Origin of the sequence: Sphingomonas sp. Leaf9, assembly GCF_001421355.1 — a bacterium.
GTDB lineage: Bacteria > Pseudomonadota > Alphaproteobacteria > Sphingomonadales > Sphingomonadaceae > Sphingomonas.
Genome location: NZ_LMKC01000003.1, coordinates 222,081 through 242,064, shown reverse-complemented (window position 1 = coordinate 242,064; position 19,984 = coordinate 222,081). Strand labels below are relative to the sequence as shown.

The window sequence follows — 19,984 nt, the reverse complement described above, 5'->3', positions numbered from 1 at the left end:
AGCTTCTGAAACCCGCGGCCGCGCGATCAAAAACGATTATCGCGCGGGAAACCGTTCGGAGGCATCCGTCCGGCGGCACCGCGTGCCGCGCGCCATGGCGACAGGTCGCTTTCGGTACGCATCCGCCCGGTTTCGCCGCCCATCGTCCAGTGTAAACCGTCGGCGAAGCGCAGCGTGCGCGCATCGGACAGGCCACCATCGCGGAAGCGCTGCAATTGCACCCCCTGCCCGCGCGCCATTTCCGCCAGCTCGGCCAGCGGGAACAGCACCAGCTTGCGATTGTCGCCGATCGACGCGACATAATCGTCGTCGGCGGCGATCGGCCGGACGACCTTCAGCTTCGCCCCCGGACGCGGTGCCATCACCTGCTTGCCCTTGCGCGTTTCGGCCAGCACATCGGCCACCCGCACCATGAAGCCCCGCCCGTCGGTCGCCGCCAGCAGCAGCCGTTCGGACGCAGCGGCGCGCGACAGGCCGACGATCCGCGCCTCGCCGTCGAGGTCGATCATCGCCCGCACCGGTTCGCCAAAGCCGCGCCCGCCGGGCAGCTTGTCCGCGCCCAGCGTGTAGAATCGCCCGCCATCGGTCACGAGCAGCAGCTTGTCGGTGGTATGCGCGTGGAAGGCAAAGGCCGGGCCGTCGCCTTCCTTGAACCGGGCGGTGTCCGCCGACGCCAGCTCGACATGGCCCTTCAGCGCCCGGACCCAGCCGCGCTGTGACAGGATAACGGTCAGCGGCTCGCGCTCGATCATCGCCTCGGCCGGAATTTCGCGCGCCGGCGCGGCTTCCTCGACCGTGGTGCGCCGGGCGCCCAGCGCCGTATCTTGGCCATAGCGGTCGCGCATCTTCGTCAGGTCGCGCTTCATCCGCGTCCGCTGCCGCGCTTCACTGGACAGCAGCAGTGTCAGTTCGGCCTGCTCCTTTTCCAGCTTCGCCCGCTCGCCGCGAATTTCCATCTCCTCCAGCTTGCGCAGACTGCGCAGCCGCATGTTGAGAATGGCTTCGGCCTGCCGGTCGGTCAGCGAAAACTCGGCGATGAGCACCGGCTTTGGCTCGTCCTCGCCGCGGATGATCGCGATCACTCGGTCGAGGTTTAGATAGGCGGCGAGATAGCCGTCGAGCAGTTCGATCCGGTCGGCGATCTTCGCCAGCCGATGTTCGCTGCGCCGGCGCAGCACGACGAATTGGTGATCGACCCACGCCTTCAACGCCTCGCGCAGCGGCATCACGCGCGGGGTGCGGTCCTTGTCGAGCACGTTGAGGTTTAGCGGCACGCGGGTTTCGAGGTCGGTCAGGCGGAACAGCCCGTCCATCAGCACCTGCGGGTCGACCGTCCGGCTGCGCGGTTCGAGGACGATGCGAATCTCGGCATCCGATTCGTCGCGGACATCGGTCAGGATCGGCAACTTCTTGTCGTTGATGAGCGCGGCGATCTGCTCGATCAGCTTGCCCTTCTGCACGCCGTAGGGAATCTGGGTGACGACGATCTGCCAGCCGCCGCCCTTTTCCCGCTCGATCTCGTGCCGGGCGCGCACGCGAAAGCCGCCGCGTCCGGTCGCATAGGAATCGCGGATCGCGGCGGGCGAATCGACGACGATGCCGCCGGTGGGGAAATCGGGACCGCGCACATGCGCCAGCACCGCTGCGTCGTCGGCTTCGGGCTGATCGACCAGCACGATCGCGGCGTCGAACAGTTCGGCGGCGTTGTGCGGCGGCACGCTGGTCGCCATGCCGACCGCGATGCCGCTGGCGCCGTTGGCCAGCAAATTGGGGAACATGCCGGGGAACAGCTCCGGCTCCTGCTCCTCGCCGTTATAGGTCGGGCGAAAGTCGATCGCGTCTTCGTCGAGGCCCGCCATCAGGTCGATCGCGACCTGGGTCAGCCGCGCCTCGGTATAGCGGTACGCGGCGGCATTATCGCCGTCAATATTGCCGAAATTGCCCTGCCCGTCGACCAGCGGATAACGCAGCGCGAAGTCCTGCGCCAGGCGTACCATCGCATCATACACCGACTGGTCACCATGCGGGTGATATTTGCCGATCACGTCGCCGACGACGCGCGCACATTTCTTGTACCCCGATGCCGGGTCCAGCTTCAGCAGCCGCATCGCCCATAGCAGGCGACGATGCACCGGCTTCAGCCCGTCGCGGACATCGGGCAGCGACCGCGCGGTGATCGTCGACAGCGCATAGACGAGATAGCGTTCGGACAGCGCGCTGTCGAACGGTGCATCGAACACGCCGATCGGCGTTCCAGGGTCGGTCAGATCACTTGCCATCGCACCTGCGATAGCAGGGGAATGCGCCCCCCGCGAGGGGCGAAATGGAACGAACCGGGATCAGGCGGCCTGTCGTCCCGACTCCCGATCCGCCTGCGGCAGTTTTCCGTCAACCAATGCCCAGATATCGGCGACGATCGAGTGCCATTCGTCACTCTTCATGTCGATCAGCCCGAACAACCGCATCAAAAACGCACCCTCCATCGCGACGAAGGCGAGCCGCAGCCAACGCCCCTCATCGGTCGACAGGTCGATCGCGTCGATACGGTTGCGGTACCAGCGACGCACCTGCGTCATATGCTGCGGCGAATTGAGCAGCGAGACCAGCAGCGTCGGCGCCCCCCGCTTCGACCGGTCCTCGTAATTGGCGCCATAGGCGATATGCGCCCGGACGCGCGATGCCTCGTCCTCGGGAACGGCGCCCAGTTCGATCATGTACTCGGCATATTCCTGCTGCCAGCGTTCGAACATCGCCGCGATCAGCGATTCCTTGCTGCGGAAGCTGTACTGGACACCGCCATTGGTGATGCCCATCCGTTCGGCCACCGCCGCGATGGTCAGGCCCGTCGGCCCCTTTTCCATCGTGACCGCTTCGGCGGCATCCAACAGCTTGTCACGCTCGATCGTACGAATTCTACCCACGGTACACGCCCCCTGCTGCCGTCCACAGGACAGCGCTGCCCTTCCCCACTGCCTCTTACCTCCAACCGCCCGGCAAGTCACAATTTATTATACGATATTACCGTTTGATTGTCGTTTCGCGGCAGCTGTTGCAAAATTGACCATATGACACCGCCCCGCAAGCCCGACATTCCCTGGACCCCGATGGAGTGGCCCGACCTGACCGCGCGGTCGCGGCCCGACCCCGACCATCAATTCCGCTATGGCGACGACAGCCTGCAGGTCGTCGACCTGTGGCTGCCCGCCGGGCGGCCCGCCGCCGGGCGCTGGCCTACGATACTGATGGTCCATGGCGGATGCTGGCAGAGCGCGATCGCCGATCGGCGGCTGATGGACTGGGTGGCGGCGGACCTGCGGGAACGCGGATTCGCGGTCTGGAACATCGACTATCGCGGCGTCGATCGCGATGGTGGCGGATATCCGGGCACCTTCCGCGATGTCGCCGACGCCGCCGACCTGCTTCGCATCCATGCCGATGCGCACGCCCTGAACCTGTCACGAATCGTTGCGCTCGGCCATTCGGCGGGCGGGCATCTGGCGCTGTGGCTCGCCGCGCGCCATCGCCTGCCGGCGGGCAGCATGCTGGCGCAGGGCGATCCGCTGTCGATCGCGCAGGTCGTCAGCCTCGGCGGACTGCCCGATCTCGCCGCGGTCGAGGCGAGCCCCGACAACGGCTGCGGTACCGAGGTAATCATGCAGCTGGTAGGCGATCGGCCCGATCGCTTTGCCGATACCTCGGTCACCTGTCTGCTGCCGCTCGGCGTGCCGATCGATCTGGTCAACGGGCGCGACGACCGCATCGTGCCGGCCCGCATGGCACCAGCCTTTGCCGCCTTGGCGCGCGAGCGGGGCGACACGGTGACGCTGCACGAGATCGCCGACACCGGACATGTCGAACTCATCGCGCCGGACACCGCCGCATGGGACGCGACGGTCGCGATGCTGCACCGGATCATGCCCCCGGCTTGACCAATCGCCATATTTGCGCCACATTTCAGCCTCAATTAAGGCAAAGGTGGCGTATGCGGTACCGAGTTCCTGTTATGGCGGCGTTGATTCTGGCCGGGTGTAGCCAGGCGCCGCAGGATATGTCCGACGAAGCAGCCCCCGGCATCAACGTCACCGCCGCGCCGGGTGTCGCCTTCTCCTACCGCTATGGCTTTCGCCTGCCCGCCGCGCGGATCGCCGCCATCCAGGAAGCGCATGCCGCCACCTGCGAACGGCTTGGCATCGCGCGCTGCCGCATCACCGGCATGCGCTACAGCCGCAGCGAGGAGAACGATATCACGGCGACGCTCGGTTTTTCGCTGGCACCCGACCTCGCGCGTGCGTTCGGCCGGGACGGCATTCGCGGGGTAGAGGCAGCGGACGGCATGCTGCTCGATTCCGAGATCACCGGCGAGGATGCCGGCGCAAAGATCGACCAACTGGCGCAGGCCGGCGCGGCAGCATCCGCCGAACGCGCCGCGATCGACGCCCGCAGCGGCGCCACCACCCGCGAAGCCCGCGCCGAACTGGAACGGCAACGCGCCGCCGCGACCGGATCGGAACGCGAGGCCGCTGCCGCCATCGCCGAACAACGCGCCGCGCTGGCCACGACGCCGGTCGTGTTCGAATATCATTCCGGCCAGGCGATCCGCGGCTTCGACCCGGCATCGCCCTTCACCCGTGCCGCCGACCTCGCGGTCGCCTCGGCACGCTGGACGGTCGGCACGGCGCTTGCGCTGATCGGACTTGCCCTGCCGCCGTTGCTGCTGGCGTTGCTCGGCCTGCTGCTGTGGCGCCGCGTCCGTCCGCTCCTGCCGGTCAAGGCATCGCGCGCGGGCTGATTGCGCGGGCGCGCCCCTTCGGCTATGCGGCGGCTTTCCGCAGGGGGCCGGACACGACTGCTCTGGCCCACGCCGTTTCGTTGAAGGGAATCGCATGGCTCGCCGCCGCCAGATCTACGAAGGCAAGGCAAAGATCCTCTATGAGGGTCCGGAGCCGGGTACGCTGATCCAGTATTTCAAGGACGACGCCACCGCCTTCAATGCCCAGAAAAAGGGTACGATCAACGGCAAGGGCGTGCTGAACAACCGGATTTCCGAGCATGTCTTCACGCTGCTCGGCAATATCGGCGTGCCGACCCACTTCATCCGCCGCCTGAACATGCGCGAGCAGCTGATCCGCCAGGTCGAGATCGTGCCGATCGAAGTCGTGGTGCGCAACGTTGCCGCCGGTTCGATCAGCAAGCGGCTGGGCATCGAAGAGGGGCAGCAGCTCCCGCGCACGATCATCGAATATTATTACAAGGACGACGCGCTCGGTGATCCGATGGTGTCGGACGAGCATATCCTGTGCTTCGGCTGGGCCGCGCAGGACGAACTGCACGAGATGGCCGACATGGCGATCCGCGTGAACGACTTCCTGTCGGGCATGTTCGCGGCGATCAACATCCGGCTGGTCGACTTCAAGCTCGAATTCGGTCGCATCTGGGACAATGATTTCAGCCGGATCATCCTGGCCGACGAGATCAGCCCCGACGGTTGCCGCCTGTGGGACATGACCACCAACGAAAAGCTCGACAAGGATCGCTTCCGCCGCGACCTGGGCGGCGAAGTCGAGGCGTATCAGGAAGTCGCGCGGCGGCTGGGCCTGCTGCCGGAGGGTGCCGATTCGGCGGTCCTCGACCTTGAGACGCATCGCAAGAAGCGCGAGAAGTAAGGCGCTAAAGCCAAAATAGTATCGTACCCCCGCCTGCGCGGGGGTACGTATTTGCTAGGTCCTACCCCCGCGCGAACAGCGCCGGGTCGAGCGCCATGACCGAATCCGCCCCGCCCTCGATCTTGCGACGAAGCGCGCCGGCGTCGGGAACGATCCGCTCGGCATAGAAACGCGCCGTCACCCGCTTGCCCTCGATGAACGCCGGATCGCCCTCGCCCGCCGCCGCCAGCGCCTCCGCCGCGGTCAACATCCGCAGCCACATCAGGCCGGTCGCGACGATGCCCATGATGTGCATGTACGAATGCGCGCCGGCCCCGACATTGTTCGGGTTCTGCATCCCGTTGGCCATGAACCACATGGTCGCGGCCTGCAGGTCCTTGAGGCCCCGCTCCAGCCGCTCGGCGAAATCACGGGTCGCGTCGGCTCCCTTGGCGGCCGCGATCTCTTCGGCGACGATGCGGAAGAAATGCTGGATCGCCCGGCCGCCATTCTGCGCGAGCTTGCGACCGACCAGATCCATCGCCTGCACGCCGTTGGTGCCTTCATAGATCATCGCGATCCGGGCATCGCGGACATATTGCTCCATGCCCCATTCGGCGATGTAGCCGTGCCCGCCATAGACCTGCTGCGCGTTGGTCGCGACGTCATAGCCCTTGTCGGTGCCATAGCCCTTGATGACCGGGGTCAGCAGCCCGACCAGATCGTCGGCCAACTCGCGCGCCGCCGCATCCTCGCTCATATGCGCCAGATCGACCTGCAACGCACCCCACAGGCACAGCGCGCGCAGGCCCTCGGTCAGCGCTTTGCCCTCCATCAGCATCCGGCGGACGTCTGGATGGACGAACAGCGTATCGGCCTTTTCCTGCGGCTGAGCCGGGCCGGTCAGCGCCCGCCCCTGCCGCCGGTCGCCCGCATAGATCACCGCATTCTGGTACGCGGTTTCCGCCACGCCCAGCCCCTGCAACCCGACGCCGAGGCGCGCCGCATTCATCATGATGAACATCGCGGCCAGGCCCTTCGTCTCCTCACCGACCAGCCAGCCCTTCGCCCCGTCATAGTTCATGACGCAGGTCGAATTGGCGTGGATGCCCATCTTGTGCTCGATCGAGCCGCAGCTGACCGGGTTGCGCTCCCCCAGCGATCCGTCGTCGTTCACCAGGAACTTCGGCACGACGAACAGCGAAATCCCCTTCGAGCTTTCCGGCGCGCCCGGCGTCTTGGCGAGGACGAGGTGGATGATATTGTCGGTAAGGTCATGCTCGCCCGACGAGATGAAAATCTTGGTCCCGGTGATCGCCCAAGACCCGTCGTCGTTCGGTACGGCGCGCGTCTTGATGAGGCCCAGATCAGTGCCGCACTGCGGCTCCGTCAGGTTCATGGTGCCGCCCCATTCGCCCGACACCATCTTGGGCACATACATCGCCTGCTGTTCGGGCGAGCCCTTCACCAGCAGCGCGGCAATCGCACCGTGGGTCAGCCCCGGATACATCGCGAACGCCATGTTGGCGGAGATCAGATACTCCTCGAACGCGGTCGCCACGACATGCGGCATCGCCTGCCCGCCAAACTGTTCCGGCGCCGACAACGTGCCCCAGCCCGATTCGACGAACTGGCGATAGGCGTCCTTGAACCCCTCCGGCGTGGTCACGCTGCCATCGGCATGGCGGGTGCAACCCTGCTGATCGCCCGAGGCATTGAGCGGGAACAGCACCTCCGCAACGAAGCGCCCACCCTCTTCCAGCACCGCCTCGACGGTATCGGGCGTGGCATTGGCGAAACCGGGCAACGCGGCATGGTCGCCGATCTTCAGCACATGGTCGAGGATGAATCGGGTATCGCGAACCGGCGGGGTATAGCTGGGCATGGGTTCAATCCTTCTCCGGGGAAACGCCCTCTTGCGGGGCGGTCTGATGGGGTAGCGCCTCGATCGTCGCGACGAATTCGCCCAGTTCGGCGATCGCGGCGTCGATATCGCGGCGCTGGTTTTCGAGCAGGGTGATGCGGTCGCGACACTTCTGCATCGTCACCTGCCGCTGCACGACCCGGCCATCGCCGATATCGTACAGGTCGATCATCTCGCGAATGTCGGCCAGGCTGAACCCGACGCGCTTGCCGCGCAAAATCCACGCCAGTCGCGCGCGGTCGCGCTGCGAATAGATGCGGGCAAGGCCCCGCCGCTCCGGCGCGATCAGCCCTTCATCCTCATAGAAGCGCAGCGCCCGCGCCGTGACGCCGAACTCGTTGCACAGGTCGGTGATCGAGAAGCGGTCGGCCTCGTTCGATTCGGCGATGAGAGCGGGGGAAGCTGCCATGCCAGTAAATTGCCTTACGTTGACGTGAACGTCAAGTCTCTTCCGCAGCTGGGGCCGCGGGCGGACAGTCCGCCCGGCGCTTGGGCTTGCGCTTCACCGCCGTGGTCGCGAACTCGCCGGCATCCAGTGCGCCATCCCGCCCCTTGTCGGCGGTCGCGAACTTGGTCGCCGTCTTTGCCGCCCATTCATCGAAGCTCAGCCGCCCGTCGCCATTGGTGTCGAGCTTCGCATAGGCCTTGCGTCGGGACGCCAGATATTCGTCGCGCGTGATCCGACCGTCGCGATCCTTGTCATAGCGGTCGAAACGCTTCTGCTCGCGCGTGCGTGCCGTCGCGGCGGGGGGATCGTCGGGCAGCGGCGCGTCCGCTTGCGGCAGGGCGGCGGCCATGGCCGGCGGCGGGGGCAGTTTCTCGGTCGCCGCGTCGCTGCGGAATAGGAAGAGCCCCGCCGCGACCAGCGCCAGCGCCGATCCCACCCCTGCCAAGAATCGCCACATCGCCCGTCCCCCTATTGCGCACCCGTTACACGCGAACCGTCACCGTCCGGCAAGCCCGAACCACATCAGCCGCGCGGCGCGCTTCGGCCCGCCCTGCGGCACGCCGTCCAGTTCCAGCCGGGCGGACAGCGCCAACATGCCGAGCGACCGCGCGACTCCGCCAAGCGGCCCGGCCAGCCTGACCCCGGCCTGCCGATCGGCCCGCGCCGCGACGGCGGCATCGCTCTGGTGCCGGGCAAGGTCGAACAGCGCCCATCCCTGCCCCAGCCGCTCGGCCACGGCCGCATCACCACCCAGCATCGCCGCCGCCAGCGCGAACAGCCGCCCGCCGCGTTCCACGGCGAAGCGCTCGAGCGCCGCATCGTCCAGCGCCTCTTCCTCGATCAGCACGTCCCAGCCATCGACGATCCCCGACAGCGCGCGGCCGCTCACCCCCCGCGGAAGAACATCGCGCGACAGTGCCTCCAGCACCGGCATCGCCGGCGGCGCGGCATCGTCCAGCTTCACCAGCTGCTCGCGCCACCATGCCAGCCGGATCTGCCCCAGCGCGGGCTGCGTTGTCGATCGCACCACATCGCCCAGCGCCGCGTCGAGCGCCAGCAGGGCGGACAATGCGGCACGACGACCGTCATCGGGGGCATAGGCCAGCGCGAGGCCGCGTTCGGGATCGTGGTGCATCGCGGCGATCAGCCCGCATCTTAAACATCCGTCAACCCCGCTCGGGCATGAAAGCCTGTGATGTGCGCAGGTCTCGATTCCTGCGCCATGGCAATCGGACTGGGCGGGCATGATCGGATCGGCGGACGGGCGGCACAAGGAACAGGCCGGGGGCATCCTCGGCCGGCTGGCGCGCGACCGCCGCGGCAACACCCTCGCGATGATGGCGATCGCACTGGTGCCGCTGGTCGGGATGGCCGGATCGGCGATCGACACCGCCCGCGTATATTATGTGAAAGTGCGGCTGCAACAGGCCTGCGACGCAGGCGTGCTGGCCGGTCGCAAGTTCATGAACGGCACCGATTTCAACGCCAATGCGCAGCAGCAGGCGCAGGCGTTTTTCGCCAATAATTTCAGGGCCGGGATGATGGGATCGCAATCCCCGTCGTTCGTGCCGGTCAAGACAGCCGAAAACCAGGTGGCCGGAACCGCGAGCGCTACGGTGCCGATGACGCTGATGCGGATGGCCGGCTTCGCACCAGTGAGCCTTTCGGTCGCCTGCGAGGCGAAGCTGGAAATCCCGAACCTCGACATCATGTTCGTGCTCGATACCACCGGGTCGATGGGTGACACCAACCCCGGCGACAGCGCGAATAAGATCACCGGCCTGCGCAAAGCCGTAGTAAATTTCTACGATACGGTTGAGTCGGCAAAGAAAACCGGGACTCAGGTTCGCTACGGCGCAGTCCCCTATTCGTCCAACGTCAATGTCGGCATGTTGCTGAAGCCGGAATGGATTGCCGACCGATGGACATATCAGTCGCGCATTCCTGACGGGACCACGACCAGCAGCTCATCCTACGTCGACAACAATCCCTATGTCTGGGATGGCTGGTCTGGGTGGACGAAGGAAAGTGGCGATAGCGGCCGTCGAATAACAAAGACCGCGGCCGAAACTTGCGCTGTTCCCGGTAATAGCTACAAAGAAACCCCTATCAAATATGATGCTTGGACTGGGCCAGCAGACGGCCGCCAATCCCAATCCAGTCGCTGGAATATTACCGGTAGCAAGTTCACAGGGAACCTTGCGAACGGGATTTGCACCGTTACCGAGGATTGGTTCGACAATACGATCCAGACGAGAATCGACTATCGCAAACCAAACCCGAACAAGGGAAAAACGGTTACCACCAATAAGACCAACTATGTTTGGCAGTATCGTCCGGTCGAATATGACGTGCGTGCCCTGAAGGGTACGGGGTCGACGGTCAGCGGCGGTACGATCAGCGTCCAAGTCGGCGACAATCACACGTTCCGCGATATTTCGTGGGATGCGAGCACGGCGTGCATCGAAGAGCGGCAAACCGTCAAGCAGGATACTTATCCGAGCATCCCCGACGCCGCGTACGACCTCGACGTGGACATGATACCGACATCGGATCCGGCGACGCGATGGAAGCCTTGGCTACCCTATCTGGTGTATGTTCGGAACAATCTCTACGACTGGCAGACAGCGATGGTCAGCACGACCAGCAATCTGCAAAACGTCGGAAGCTACAACACCAATGGCAACCGACTGGCCTATTGCCCGACCCCCGCGAAAAAACTGGCGGTTATGAACCGTGGGAACATGGTCAGCTATGTAAACTCGCTGGCTGTCGGTGGTGGCACCTACCACGATATCGGATTTCTCTGGGGCCTGCGACTGATCTCGCCGAACGGGCTGTTCGCTAGCGAAAATGCGACTGCTGCGAATGGCAGCCAGATATCGCGTCACCTGATCTTCATGACGGACGGGCAGACCGATACCGGCCGACAGATTTACGACGCCTACGGCCTGCCCGCGCTGGACCAGCGTCGTACCAACGGCATGCCGACGGATGATCAGCAGAACACGATCGTGGCCAACCGGCTGGGCGCGCTGTGCGACGTCGCGCGCCGCAAGAACATCACCGTCTGGGTCATCGCGTTCGGCACGACGCTCAGCCCGATGCTGGAGCAATGCGCCGCTGACGGGCGTGCGTTCCAGGCGGCGAATACCGCGCAGCTGAACACCGCGTTCAGCAATATCGCGGCGCAGATCGCCAAGCTGCGGGTATCGAAATGATGCGCCGGGTCCTTGGCGACCGGCGCGGTGCGACGCTCGTCGAATTCGCGCTGCTCGCGCCGGTCATGCTGCTGCTACTGATGGGGCTGTTCGACCTGTGCTACCGCTCCTACGCACAGGCGATCCTGACCGGCGCGGTACAGCAGGCCGCACGGCGCGGCACGCTGGAGGGCAATAGCGGGAACGATACACTGGCCCGGATGGACGCGGCCGTCATCGCCCAGATGCGCCCGGTCGCCAACAACCTGACCTGGCAGAGCAACCGCAAATATTATCGCGGCTTCGCCAGCATCGCCCCCGAGACGTTTGACGACGCCAATCATAATAATCGCTACGATCCCGGCGAATGCTTTTCGGATATCAACGGCAACAAGCGGTGGGATACCGATCCGGGCAATGAGGGACAGGGCGGCGCGAACGACGTCACCGTCTATACCATGCGGGTCACCTATCCCCGGCTGTTTCCGCTGACGGGCCTGATGGGCCTGCCGCCGACGCAGGAAATCTCTTCCTCGACCGCGCTCAAGAACCAGCCTTACGGCTCGCAAGGCGTCAATGCGCCGGAGACGATATGTACCTGATCCCCCGCAATCCCGCACCGGCGCCGGCATTGCTGGCCCGCCTCCGCCAATTCTGGCGGGACCGGCGCGGCGTCGCCATGCTCGAATTCGCGGTGTCGCTGCCGGTCGTGCTGCCGATCGGGCTGTATGCGGTCGAGCTGTGCAATTTCGGCATCGCCCAGCTGCGGCTGAGCCAGGCGACGATGGCGCTGGCCGACAATATCTCGCGCGTCGGGGTCGACACCAACATGGCGACGCAGCAACTTCGCGAATCCGATATCAACGAGGTGATCGAAGGGCTGCGCCAGCAGGCGAAGAACCTGTCGCTGACCGCGAACGGACGCGTCACCATTTCCAGCCTGGAAAAGAAGAACGGCGCGCAGTGGATTCACTGGCAGCGCTGCGTCGGGGTAAAGTCCGGCCCCGGCTATGATTCGAGCTTCGGCAGCGAGGGCGATGGCGGCACGTCCGGCAGCGGGTTCACCGGCATGGGCAGCGGCGGCACGAAGGTCGTGGCACCGGACAATTCCGCGGTGATCTTCGTAGAGGTCAATTACGACTATCAGCCGCTGATCTCGCCCTATTTCCTGGGCGCGCGCAAGCTGCGGCAGACCGCATCGTTCATCGTGCGGGACAATCGCGAACTGCTGACCGGGGTGGTCGATTCAGTGCCGAAAGTGACGCAGCGGATGCTCTGCACCTTCTACACCGAATGACGAAGGGGCCGCTGCGAACCGGTTTTTCCGATCCGCAGCGGCAGCGCCTTACTTGTAGGTGACCTTCTTCACCGCCGCGACCACCTTGTCGCTGGTGATGAGTGCCAGCTTTTCAAGGTTGGCGGCATAGGGCAGCGGGACGTCCTCGTTGGTCACGCGCAGCACCGGCGCGTCGAGGTCGTCGAAGCCTTCTTCCATGACCACCGCGGCGATTTCCGACGCGATCGAGCAGGTCGGCCAACCTTCCTCGACCACGACCAGGCGGTTGGTCTTCTTCAGCGACTTCAGCACCGTCTTGGTGTCAAGCGGGCGCAGCGTGCGCAGGTCGATCACTTCGGCGTCGATGCCTTCGCCCGCCAGCTTCTCGGCGGCTTCGAGCGCGAGGCCGACGCCGATCGAATAGCTGACGATCGTCACGTCCTTGCCCGGCTTCATGATCCGCGCCTTGCCGATCGGCAGGACGAAATCGTCGAGCTTGGGCACGTCGAACGAGCGGCCGTACATCAACTCGTTTTCGAGGAAGACGACCGGATCGGTCGAGCGGATCGCCGCCTTCAGCAAGCCCTTCGCATCGGCCGCGTCATAGGGCGCGATCACGATCAGGCCGGGAACGCTGGCGTACCACGGGCCATAGTTCTGCGAATGCTGCGCGCCGACGCGGCTGGCCGCGCCGTTGGGCCCACGGAACACGATCGGGCACCGCATCTGGCCGCCCGACATGTAGTTGGTCTTGGCCGCCGAATTGATGATGTGGTCGATCGCCTGCATGGCGAAGTTGAACGTCATGAACTCGATAACCGGCCGCAACCCACCCATCGCCGCACCAGTACCGATGCCGGCAAAGCCGTATTCGGTGATCGGCGTGTCGATGACGCGACGGTCGCCGAACTCGGCCAACAGGCCCTGCGTGACCTTGTACGCGCCCTGATATTCGGCGACTTCCTCGCCCATCACGAACACGCGGTCGTCGGCACGCATTTCCTCGGCCATCGCATCACGCAGCGCGTCGCGAACCGTGGTCTTGACCATTTCGGTGCCGGCCGGGATTTCCGGATCGGTCTCGCCTTCCTGGTCGGCGGCGTCGAACAGCTGACGCGCGCCGGTTTCGGCGTGCTGCTGCGACGTTCCTTCGGGCGCGGGCGGGCCCTTGTCGTCGTTCCTTTCGTCGGCCTTCGGCGTCGCGGCGGCGGCTTCGCCAGCGCGTGCTTCCGTCGGCTGGGCCGACTTGGCGGCGTCAACGTCCTCGCCCTCGGCGGCGAGAATCGCGATGACCGCGCCGACCTTCACGTTATCGGTGCCCTCGGCGATCAGGATCTGGGCGATCGTGCCCTCGTCCACCGCTTCGAATTCCATCGTCGCCTTGTCGGTCTCGATCTCGGCCATGATGTCGCCCGACTTGACCGTGTCGCCTTCCTTGACGAGCCACTTGGCCAGCGTGCCTTCTTCCATCGTGGGCGACAGCGCCGGCATCTTCAGTTCGATCGGCATCTCAGTAGGTCTCCACCAGCACGTCGGTGTACAGTTCCTTGGCGTCCGGTTCCGGCGCGCTCTCGGCGAAATCGGCGGCGGCGTTCACCACCTTGCGGATTTCGGCCTCGATCGCCTTCAGCTCGTCTTCCTGCACGCCGGCGGCGTTCAGCTCGCGCTTCAGGCCCTCGATCGGGTCCGAATTGTCGCGCATCGCCTGCACTTCGTCGCGGCTGCGATACTTGGCCGGGTCGGACATCGAATGGCCACGATAGCGATAGGTCTTCATCTCGAGGATGATCGGCCCCTTGCCCGAACGCACCCATTCGAGCGCGGTTTCGGCGGCACCGCGGCACGCCAGCACATCCATGCCGTCGACCTGGACACCCGGAATGCGGAAGCTCTCGCCACGCTTGTACAGCTGGTCCTCGGCCGAAGCGCGGTTGACGCTGGTGCCCATGGCGTACTGGTTGTTCTCGATCACGAAGATGATCGGGAGCTTCCACAGCTCGGCCATGTTGAACGATTCGTACACCTGGCCCTGGTTCGCGGCGCCATCGCCGAAATAGGCCATGCAGACGCCGCCGTCGTTGCTGTACTTGTGCCCGAAGGCCAGCCCCGCGCCCAGCGACACCTGCGCACCGACGATGCCGTGGCCGCCGTAGAACTTATGCTCGGTCGAGAACATATGCATCGACCCGCCCTTACCGCGACTGATGCCAGCCTCACGCCCGGTCAGTTCGGCCATGATGACCTTGGGATCGATACCGTAGGCGAGCATGTGGCCATGGTCGCGATAGCCGGTGATGACCGAGTCCTTGCCGGATTCGAGCGCCGACTGCAGGCCGACCGCAACGGCTTCCTGGCCGATATACAGGTGGCAGAAACCACCGATCAGGCCGAGGCCGTACAACTGCCCCGCCTTCTCTTCGAAACGGCGGATCAGCAGCATTTCCTTGTAGAAGGAAAGCAGCTCTTCTTTCGACGCTTCGTACCGCTTTGGCTCCCCCGGCCGTTCGCGATTGGGAATGACGGGTTCGCTCGTGCGGCCTTGCGCCGGTGCTTTTGCCACGGTTCGGATGCCTCGTTCCTGAAAGGATGGGTTAGGAGCGCCGCCTATGGCGTGATTTCCTGTCCCGCGCAACCAACGCGGCGTACCTGACGCTGCGTAAATCAGTCGTCCAGCCGGATTCCGCAACGCGACCGCGCCGCCGCCTCGCCGGCGATCGGCACGATGAATTCGTCGGGATGCGCGACGTTCAGCTTTCGGCGGACCAGCTCGTCGACCATATCGGGATCGGCGTGGCGCGGATCGAGCAGCTCGACCCGATTGCGCAGGTCGGCGCGCACCTTTTCGAGACACGCATATTGCGCCTTCCGCATGGTCAGCTTGCGCTGATAATCGCGATACGCGAGCACCCCATTCGGCCCCAGGACCGCGTGATAGGCGAAGAACCCCATGACGAGGATCACCAGCGCCGGCCATCCGGCACGCTTGAGCATCTGGCGAAGGGGGGAGGAACGCGGCATGGCGCGTATGTCGGGTATAGGCCCGTTGCACGCAAGCCGTATGTAAAGCCGATCGGAGCCGATATGCACCTTGTCCACGACCCTGCACAGCTGACCGATCCGACCGATTTCGACACGTTCCTGCGCGTCGACATCCGCGTCGGCACGATCGTGTCGGCCGAACCCTATCCGGAAGCGCGCAAGCCGGCGATCAAGCTGGTTATCGATTTCGGCCCGGTGATCGGGCGGAAGCGGTCGAGCGCCCAGATCACCGAACATTACGACTGCGCGGGCCTCATCGGGCGACAGGTCGCGGCGGTGGTCAATTTTCCACCGCGCCAGATCGGGAAATTCGTGTCGGAAGTGCTGACGCTCGGCTTTCCCGACGCGGGCGGCGCTGTAGTGCTTTTCGCCCCCGATCAGCGGGTGCCGGACGGCGGGCGGCTATTCTGACGCCGGTTGTCGCAGCTCAAGAGCCTGCCGTTGGCGTCACGCGGTGGCAATGCCGACCGCCGCCGTCGCTACCGACCGTTCGATCATTCGTCGCTCGACTTACAGCCAACCAACCATGACGATCATTGCGCATGGAAGACAAGGGGGGATGCTGTCGTGAAAATCGGGATGATCGCGGTGACGTTGCTAGCCAGCGGCTGCACGCTGGCGACGATGGAGGGTTTCGAAGCAATCGCGCCTGCCGGGCAGCGGGTCGACATGACCGGCATTCCGGGCTGGCAGGATGGCGATTTCCGGCTGGGCGGCGCGCAGGGTCATGTCCGTCGCCGCGCGGTCGGTGCGACGCGCGAATGGAGCGATGATCCTTGGGGCGAGGTGACACAGGCGGTGGTGGCGCGCACCGGCACCCTGCGCTTCGACCTGTCCGGTAGCGAAACCGATGGCCGGATCGAGGGGCGCTGCCGCTATGGCCGGGTCGAGGGACAACAGCAGAGCGGTGGGTTGAGCGTCAGCGAAACACTCCGCCCGATGCGGCTTGCCTGCGCCTATCGCGTCGATGGCCGCGACGCGGGCGGCATGGACCTGTCCGGCATCCGGCCGCTGCGGCCGACACCGGCCGCACCGCGCCTCGGCACGGTCGACATCGACGGTACGACGCTGACGATCGATTCGCGCCACGCGATGACCGGTGGTCGCCAGCCGCTGGAGGCCCCGATCGGCTATGTCCTGTCCGATCGCAGCGGACGCGTTGTCGGCGCCATCGAAACCAACGGCACCGGCACCCGGCGGCTCATCCTGCCACGCGGGACAGCGGAGCGCCGGGCCGCGATCGCAGCGATGGTGACGCTTGGACTGTTCTGGGACCCCGGCGATACCGATTAGGAGCCCACGAAAAAGGGCGCCGACCTGCGCCGACGCCCCTTTTCTGTAGCACCGTGTCCGATCAGCGCAGAATCGAACGCCCGGCATAGCGCGCCGCGCCGGCCAGCTCTTCCTCGATGCGGATCAGCTGGTTGTACTTGGCAAGCCGATCCGAGCGCGCCAGCGACCCGGTCTTGATTTGACCGCAGTTGGTCGCAACGGCGAGGTCGGCGATGGTCGAATCCTCGGTCTCGCCCGAACGGTGCGACATGACGGCGGTGTAGCGGTTGCGATGCGCCAGGTTCACCGCTTCCAGCGTCTCGCTCAGCGTGCCGATCTGGTTGACTTTCACCAGCAGCGAGTTGGCGAGGCCCTGCTCCAGACCCATGGCCAGACGCTTCGGATTGGTGACGAACAGGTCGTCCCCGACCAGCTGTACCTTATCGCCGATCTTGTCGGTCAGCGCCTTCCAGCCTTCGAAATCGTCCTCGCCCATACCGTCCTCGATCGACAGGATCGGGTAGCGCGCGGCGAGGTCGGCCAGATAATCGGCCATCTCGTGTGGGGTCAGCGACTTGCCTTCGCCGACCATTTCATAGCGACCGCCCTTAAAGAATTCGGTCGCGGCGCAGTCGAGCGCCAGCATCACGTCCTCGCCAGGCTTGTACCCGGCACGCTCGATGCTCTGCATGATGAAGTCGAGCGCATCGATCGTGCTGTTGAGCGCCGGGGCGAAGCCGCCCTCGTCGCCAACCGAGGTCGACAGACCCTTCTCCGACAGGCCCTTCTTCAGCGTGTGGAAGATTTCCGACCCGCAGCGAACCGCTTCGGCGATGCTGTCCGCACCGACCGGCATGACCATGAATTCCTGGAAATCGATCGGGTTGTCGGCATGCTCGCCGCCGTTGATGATGTTCATCATCGGCACCGGCAGCAGGTGCGCCGAAACGCCACCGACATAGCGATACAACGGCAGCCCGCGCGCATCCGCCGCCGCCTTCGCGACCGCAAGGCTGACGCCCAGGATCGCGTTCGCGCCCAACCGGCCCTTGTTCTCGGTCCCGTCGAGCTGGATCATCGCTTCGTCGATGTCGCTCTGGTCCTCGGCATCCATGCCCAGCACCGCTTCGGCAATGTCGCCATTGACCGCTTCGACGGCGGCCAGCACACCCTTGCCCAGATAGACGCCCTTGTCGCCATCGCGCTTTTCGACGGCTTCATGCGCGCCGGTCGATGCGCCCGACGGAACCGCGGCGCGGCCGAAGCTGCCGTCTTCCAGCAGCACATCAACCTCGACGGTCGGGTTGCCACGGCTGTCGAGGATCTGGCGGCCATGCACCTGGATGATTGCGGTCACGTAACGACTCCTTTTATGTCCGTGCGAAACGGCTTGGTCGCGGCTCCTCTATCCATTCGGCCCGCCGCCCGCAAATCCTCTACGCACGACGGAACCGCCGCACTGCCGCATGGTTTTCCTACCGAAACGACGAAAGGATTCGTTATGACCGACTTCAATCGGACCGGTATTTCGCCGACGAGCAACGACAGCAGTGTCGTGATCGACACCGACCTGCCCCCCGTTACCACGACCGGCACCAGCGACACCGTGGGCGGTGCCAAGCAGACGCTGAAGGACGAAGCATCGAAGCTGTCGGCCAAGGCGACCGAAAAGGCACGCGGTCTGGCCGATGAGGGCAAGGCGCGGGCGGCCGGTGCACTCGATGAATTTTCCAAGCTGATGGAAGATGCCGCCGGCACGGTCGATGAAAAGCTGGGCGAACAATATGGCCAGTATGCCCGCTCGGCCGCCAAGGCGATTTCGGGCTTTTCCGACGGCCTGCGGGGCAAGGAGGTCGAGGACCTGCTCGCCGACGCCAGCGATTTCGTGCGCAAGAGCCCGGCGATCGCGATCGGTACTGCTGCGGCGCTCGGCTTCGTGCTGGCGCGCATCGTCAAGGCCGGGGTCGATACCGACACCACCCCGTCGATCAAGGGCTGAGCCCGATCATGGGGGATGAGGGACTGGGAACGGTCGTCACCCGCGTAGTCGACGATGCCAAGGCGTATGCCCAGGCAGAGATGACGCTTTGGAAGACGGTGGCCAGCACACGCGGGTCGCAAGCCGGCATCGCCGTAGGAATGGCGGCTTGCGCGGTGGTGATCGCCCTGTCGGCGGTCGCTGCACTGCTGGTCGGCGCGATCCTGTCGCTGCAAGCGATGATGGGGCCGGGTTGGGCCACGTTGCTGGTCGTCGTCGTGGCGCTGGCCATCGCCGGACTGCTGGCCAAGATGGCGGTGACCGGGTTCAAGCGGGTTATGGCACCACTTGGAGACCGACATTGATCCCGCCCTCGCTCGCCGCCGCGCAGGCCGATGTCCTGGTCAAGCGTGCCCGACTGAAGGCCAGTTTGGCCGAAGCAAGGCATCGCCTGTCGCCCGCCACCATCGCCTCGGGCGTCGCAGACGACCTGCGCGACAAGGCTGAAGAGGGCGTGGCCGTCATCCGCGAACGGCCCGGTGTCGCCGCCGGCGTCGCGACCGGCCTGGTCGCGCTGCTTGCCCGCAAACGGATCATGGGTCTGTTCCGCAAGGCTCCTCCGCCCCCGCCCCTGCCACCGACCGCCCCGAACAAGGATTAGCATCATGAGTGAACTCAAGACCGCCCCGACCGCGACCACCCCCGGCACGATCGACACGATCAAGGACAAGGCCGCAACCGCCGCCCACGCGACCAGCGACGCGGCGCACGATGCAGCAAAGCGCGCCTCGGACGCCGCGCATGACGCTGCCGTGCGGGCGCAGGACACGATCGAGACGCACCCGCTCGCCGTTCTGGCCGGTGGCTTGGCCCTCGGTGCTGTTGTCGGCGCGCTGCTCCCACGCACCGCGCAGGAATCGAAGACGCTGGCACCGCTCGGTCGCAAGCTGTCGGCAGCGGCGACCGCTGCTGCGACGACGGCACGCGACGTCGGCAAGGAACAGCTCGCCGCCGCGCTGCCCAGCAAGGACGGCGCGAAGGAGCAGCTGCGTTCGGTCTTCTCGAACGTGGTCCAGGCCGCGACCGATAGCGGGAAAAGCGCGATCAAGGGCTGATCCGCACCGGCTTCGGCAACTTATGGGTTGAAGGGTACGCTCCGTCCGCTATGCGACGGGGCGTATTCTTTTTGCACTGCGGGAACGACC

22 protein-coding genes are annotated in these 19,984 nt (G+C 65.3%); 12 read left to right on the top strand and 10 right to left on the bottom strand.

Annotation, left to right across the window (positions count from 1 at the left end):
- Window positions 1–26: 26 nt before the first annotated feature.
- Together parC and ASE58_RS09055 are read right to left on the bottom strand one after the other, a co-directional pair.
- Window positions 27–2,279 carry a DNA topoisomerase IV subunit A gene (gene parC, locus ASE58_RS09060; protein ID WP_055820180.1) on the bottom strand — a complete coding sequence of 751 codons (2,253 nt, stop codon included), beginning with the start codon at window positions 2,277–2,279 and terminating at the stop codon, window positions 27–29.
- 60 nt (window positions 2,280–2,339) lie between these two features.
- On the bottom strand, window positions 2,340–2,921 hold the full coding sequence (locus ASE58_RS09055) for a TetR/AcrR family transcriptional regulator (RefSeq protein ID WP_156347681.1): 582 nt from the start codon (window positions 2,919–2,921) through the stop codon (window positions 2,340–2,342).
- A gap of 144 nt (window positions 2,922–3,065) precedes the next feature.
- Here ASE58_RS09055 and ASE58_RS09050 point away from each other — a divergent pair, with 144 nt between their 5' ends.
- The 3 genes from ASE58_RS09050 to purC all read left to right on the top strand — a co-directional run bounded on the left by ASE58_RS09050 (window position 3,066) and on the right by purC (window position 5,663).
- Window positions 3,066–3,929 carry an alpha/beta hydrolase family protein gene (locus ASE58_RS09050; protein ID WP_200909329.1) on the top strand — a complete coding sequence of 288 codons (864 nt, stop codon included), beginning with the start codon at window positions 3,066–3,068 and terminating at the stop codon, window positions 3,927–3,929.
- A gap of 74 nt (window positions 3,930–4,003) precedes the next feature.
- On the top strand, window positions 4,004–4,789 hold the full coding sequence (locus ASE58_RS09045; RefSeq protein ID WP_055820174.1) for a hypothetical protein: 786 nt from the start codon (window positions 4,004–4,006) through the stop codon (window positions 4,787–4,789).
- A gap of 94 nt (window positions 4,790–4,883) precedes the next feature.
- Complete coding sequence (purC, locus tag ASE58_RS09040; RefSeq protein ID WP_055755990.1) at window positions 4,884–5,663, top strand: phosphoribosylaminoimidazolesuccinocarboxamide synthase; 780 nt, start codon at window positions 4,884–4,886, stop codon at window positions 5,661–5,663.
- 61 nt (window positions 5,664–5,724) lie between these two features.
- Here the strand turns inward: purC and ASE58_RS09035 are convergent, their stop codons facing one another.
- Genes ASE58_RS09035 through ASE58_RS09020 form a run of 4 tightly spaced genes read right to left on the bottom strand, consistent with a single transcriptional unit; the run spans window position 5,725 to window position 9,149 of the window.
- A complete protein-coding gene (locus ASE58_RS09035) occupies window positions 5,725–7,527 on the bottom strand; it encodes an acyl-CoA dehydrogenase C-terminal domain-containing protein (RefSeq protein WP_055820172.1) in 1,803 nt (600 codons plus the stop codon).
- Window positions 7,528–7,531: 4 nt separating this feature from the next.
- Window positions 7,532–7,975 (bottom strand): MerR family transcriptional regulator, encoded by a 444-nt coding sequence (locus tag ASE58_RS09030; RefSeq protein WP_055820169.1) that lies wholly within the window; start codon window positions 7,973–7,975, stop codon window positions 7,532–7,534.
- A gap of 31 nt (window positions 7,976–8,006) precedes the next feature.
- Window positions 8,007–8,471 (bottom strand): EF-hand domain-containing protein, encoded by a 465-nt coding sequence (locus ASE58_RS09025; RefSeq protein ID WP_055820166.1) that lies wholly within the window; start codon window positions 8,469–8,471, stop codon window positions 8,007–8,009.
- A gap of 39 nt (window positions 8,472–8,510) precedes the next feature.
- Window positions 8,511–9,149: a squalene/phytoene synthase family protein gene (locus ASE58_RS09020; protein WP_055755982.1), complete on the bottom strand. Its 639-nt coding sequence runs from the start codon at window positions 9,147–9,149 to the stop codon at window positions 8,511–8,513.
- A 109-nt stretch (window positions 9,150–9,258) separates the two neighbouring features.
- Here ASE58_RS09020 and ASE58_RS09015 point away from each other — a divergent pair, with 109 nt between their 5' ends.
- From ASE58_RS09015 to ASE58_RS09005, 3 genes are read left to right on the top strand one after another with little or no spacing between them, the layout of a single operon-like run.
- Window positions 9,259–11,235, top strand: a complete 1,977-nt coding sequence (locus tag ASE58_RS09015) for a TadE/TadG family type IV pilus assembly protein (protein ID WP_055755981.1) — start codon at window positions 9,259–9,261, stop codon at window positions 11,233–11,235.
- The gene (locus ASE58_RS09010; protein ID WP_055820162.1) at window positions 11,232–11,816 is read left to right on the top strand and encodes a TadE/TadG family type IV pilus assembly protein; all 585 of its coding nucleotides are present in this window, start codon (window positions 11,232–11,234) and stop codon (window positions 11,814–11,816) included. The genes ASE58_RS09015 and ASE58_RS09010 overlap by 4 nt, the downstream gene beginning before the upstream one ends.
- Complete coding sequence (locus tag ASE58_RS09005; protein WP_055820159.1) at window positions 11,807–12,511, top strand: TadE/TadG family type IV pilus assembly protein; 705 nt, start codon at window positions 11,807–11,809, stop codon at window positions 12,509–12,511. The genes ASE58_RS09010 and ASE58_RS09005 overlap by 10 nt, the downstream gene beginning before the upstream one ends.
- Window positions 12,512–12,559: 48 nt before the next feature.
- Here ASE58_RS09005 and ASE58_RS09000 read toward each other — a convergent pair whose 3' ends face one another.
- The 3 genes from ASE58_RS09000 to ASE58_RS08990 all read right to left on the bottom strand — a co-directional run bounded on the left by ASE58_RS09000 (window position 12,560) and on the right by ASE58_RS08990 (window position 15,508).
- Entirely contained in the window at window positions 12,560–13,999 is a 1,440-nt protein-coding gene (locus ASE58_RS09000) for a pyruvate dehydrogenase complex E1 component subunit beta (RefSeq protein ID WP_055820156.1), read from the bottom strand.
- A 1-nt stretch (window position 14,000) separates the two neighbouring features.
- On the bottom strand, window positions 14,001–15,050 hold the full coding sequence (gene pdhA / locus ASE58_RS08995; protein WP_055820153.1) for a pyruvate dehydrogenase (acetyl-transferring) E1 component subunit alpha: 1,050 nt from the start codon (window positions 15,048–15,050) through the stop codon (window positions 14,001–14,003).
- 101 nt (window positions 15,051–15,151) lie between these two features.
- Window positions 15,152–15,508, bottom strand: a complete 357-nt coding sequence (locus ASE58_RS08990) for an FtsB family cell division protein (RefSeq protein ID WP_055755971.1) — start codon at window positions 15,506–15,508, stop codon at window positions 15,152–15,154.
- 63 nt (window positions 15,509–15,571) lie between these two features.
- Between ASE58_RS08990 and ASE58_RS08985 the strand changes: the two genes are divergently transcribed.
- Together ASE58_RS08985 and ASE58_RS08980 are read left to right on the top strand one after the other, a co-directional pair.
- Window positions 15,572–15,940 carry a tRNA-binding protein gene (locus ASE58_RS08985; RefSeq protein WP_055820149.1) on the top strand — a complete coding sequence of 123 codons (369 nt, stop codon included), beginning with the start codon at window positions 15,572–15,574 and terminating at the stop codon, window positions 15,938–15,940.
- A 156-nt stretch (window positions 15,941–16,096) separates the two neighbouring features.
- A complete protein-coding gene (locus ASE58_RS08980) occupies window positions 16,097–16,822 on the top strand; it encodes a hypothetical protein (protein ID WP_055820144.1) in 726 nt (241 codons plus the stop codon).
- Window positions 16,823–16,883: 61 nt separating this feature from the next.
- Here the strand turns inward: ASE58_RS08980 and eno are convergent, their stop codons facing one another.
- Complete coding sequence (eno, locus tag ASE58_RS08975; RefSeq protein WP_055755964.1) at window positions 16,884–18,158, bottom strand: phosphopyruvate hydratase; 1,275 nt, start codon at window positions 18,156–18,158, stop codon at window positions 16,884–16,886.
- A gap of 144 nt (window positions 18,159–18,302) precedes the next feature.
- On the opposite strand from eno, the gene ASE58_RS08970 reads away from it, so the two are divergent.
- From ASE58_RS08970 to ASE58_RS08955, 4 genes are read left to right on the top strand one after another with little or no spacing between them, the layout of a single operon-like run.
- Window positions 18,303–18,800, top strand: a complete 498-nt coding sequence (locus ASE58_RS08970; protein WP_156347679.1) for a hypothetical protein — start codon at window positions 18,303–18,305, stop codon at window positions 18,798–18,800.
- An 8-nt stretch (window positions 18,801–18,808) separates the two neighbouring features.
- Window positions 18,809–19,144, top strand: a complete 336-nt coding sequence (locus ASE58_RS08965) for a phage holin family protein (RefSeq protein WP_055820143.1) — start codon at window positions 18,809–18,811, stop codon at window positions 19,142–19,144.
- A complete protein-coding gene (locus ASE58_RS08960) occupies window positions 19,141–19,440 on the top strand; it encodes a hypothetical protein (RefSeq protein WP_055755960.1) in 300 nt (99 codons plus the stop codon). The genes ASE58_RS08965 and ASE58_RS08960 overlap by 4 nt, the downstream gene beginning before the upstream one ends.
- Window positions 19,441–19,444: 4 nt before the next feature.
- On the top strand, window positions 19,445–19,894 hold the full coding sequence (locus ASE58_RS08955; protein WP_055755958.1) for a DUF883 family protein: 450 nt from the start codon (window positions 19,445–19,447) through the stop codon (window positions 19,892–19,894).
- The last annotated feature ends 90 nt before the right edge of the window (window positions 19,895–19,984 follow it).

Excerpts from the sequence above, each read along its gene's own strand:
- ASE58_RS08965 (WP_055820143.1), top strand. The coding sequence starts at position 18,809 with ATGGGGGATGAGGGACTGGGAACGGTCGTCACCCGCGTAGTCGACGAT.
- ASE58_RS09030 (WP_055820169.1), bottom strand. The coding sequence starts at position 7,975 with ATGGCAGCTTCCCCCGCTCTCATCGCCGAATCGAACGAGGCCGACCGC.
- ASE58_RS09025 (WP_055820166.1), bottom strand. The coding sequence starts at position 8,471 with ATGTGGCGATTCTTGGCAGGGGTGGGATCGGCGCTGGCGCTGGTCGCG.
- ASE58_RS09035 (WP_055820172.1), bottom strand. The coding sequence starts at position 7,527 with ATGCCCAGCTATACCCCGCCGGTTCGCGATACCCGATTCATCCTCGAC.
- ASE58_RS08955 (WP_055755958.1), top strand. The coding sequence starts at position 19,445 with ATGAGTGAACTCAAGACCGCCCCGACCGCGACCACCCCCGGCACGATC.
- parC (WP_055820180.1), bottom strand. The coding sequence starts at position 2,279 with ATGGCAAGTGATCTGACCGACCCTGGAACGCCGATCGGCGTGTTCGAT.
- purC (WP_055755990.1), top strand. The coding sequence starts at position 4,884 with ATGGCTCGCCGCCGCCAGATCTACGAAGGCAAGGCAAAGATCCTCTAT.
- ASE58_RS09010 (WP_055820162.1), top strand. The coding sequence starts at position 11,232 with ATGATGCGCCGGGTCCTTGGCGACCGGCGCGGTGCGACGCTCGTCGAA.
- ASE58_RS08990 (WP_055755971.1), bottom strand. The coding sequence starts at position 15,508 with ATGCCGCGTTCCTCCCCCCTTCGCCAGATGCTCAAGCGTGCCGGATGG.
- ASE58_RS09050 (WP_200909329.1), top strand. The coding sequence starts at position 3,066 with ATGACACCGCCCCGCAAGCCCGACATTCCCTGGACCCCGATGGAGTGG.
- ASE58_RS09000 (WP_055820156.1), bottom strand. The coding sequence starts at position 13,999 with ATGCCGATCGAACTGAAGATGCCGGCGCTGTCGCCCACGATGGAAGAA.
- ASE58_RS09005 (WP_055820159.1), top strand. The coding sequence starts at position 11,807 with ATGTACCTGATCCCCCGCAATCCCGCACCGGCGCCGGCATTGCTGGCC.
- ASE58_RS09020 (WP_055755982.1), bottom strand. The coding sequence starts at position 9,149 with ATGCACCACGATCCCGAACGCGGCCTCGCGCTGGCCTATGCCCCCGAT.
- ASE58_RS09045 (WP_055820174.1), top strand. The coding sequence starts at position 4,004 with ATGGCGGCGTTGATTCTGGCCGGGTGTAGCCAGGCGCCGCAGGATATG.
- ASE58_RS08970 (WP_156347679.1), top strand. The coding sequence starts at position 18,303 with ATGACCGACTTCAATCGGACCGGTATTTCGCCGACGAGCAACGACAGC.
- ASE58_RS08985 (WP_055820149.1), top strand. The coding sequence starts at position 15,572 with ATGCACCTTGTCCACGACCCTGCACAGCTGACCGATCCGACCGATTTC.
- ASE58_RS09015 (WP_055755981.1), top strand. The coding sequence starts at position 9,259 with ATGATCGGATCGGCGGACGGGCGGCACAAGGAACAGGCCGGGGGCATC.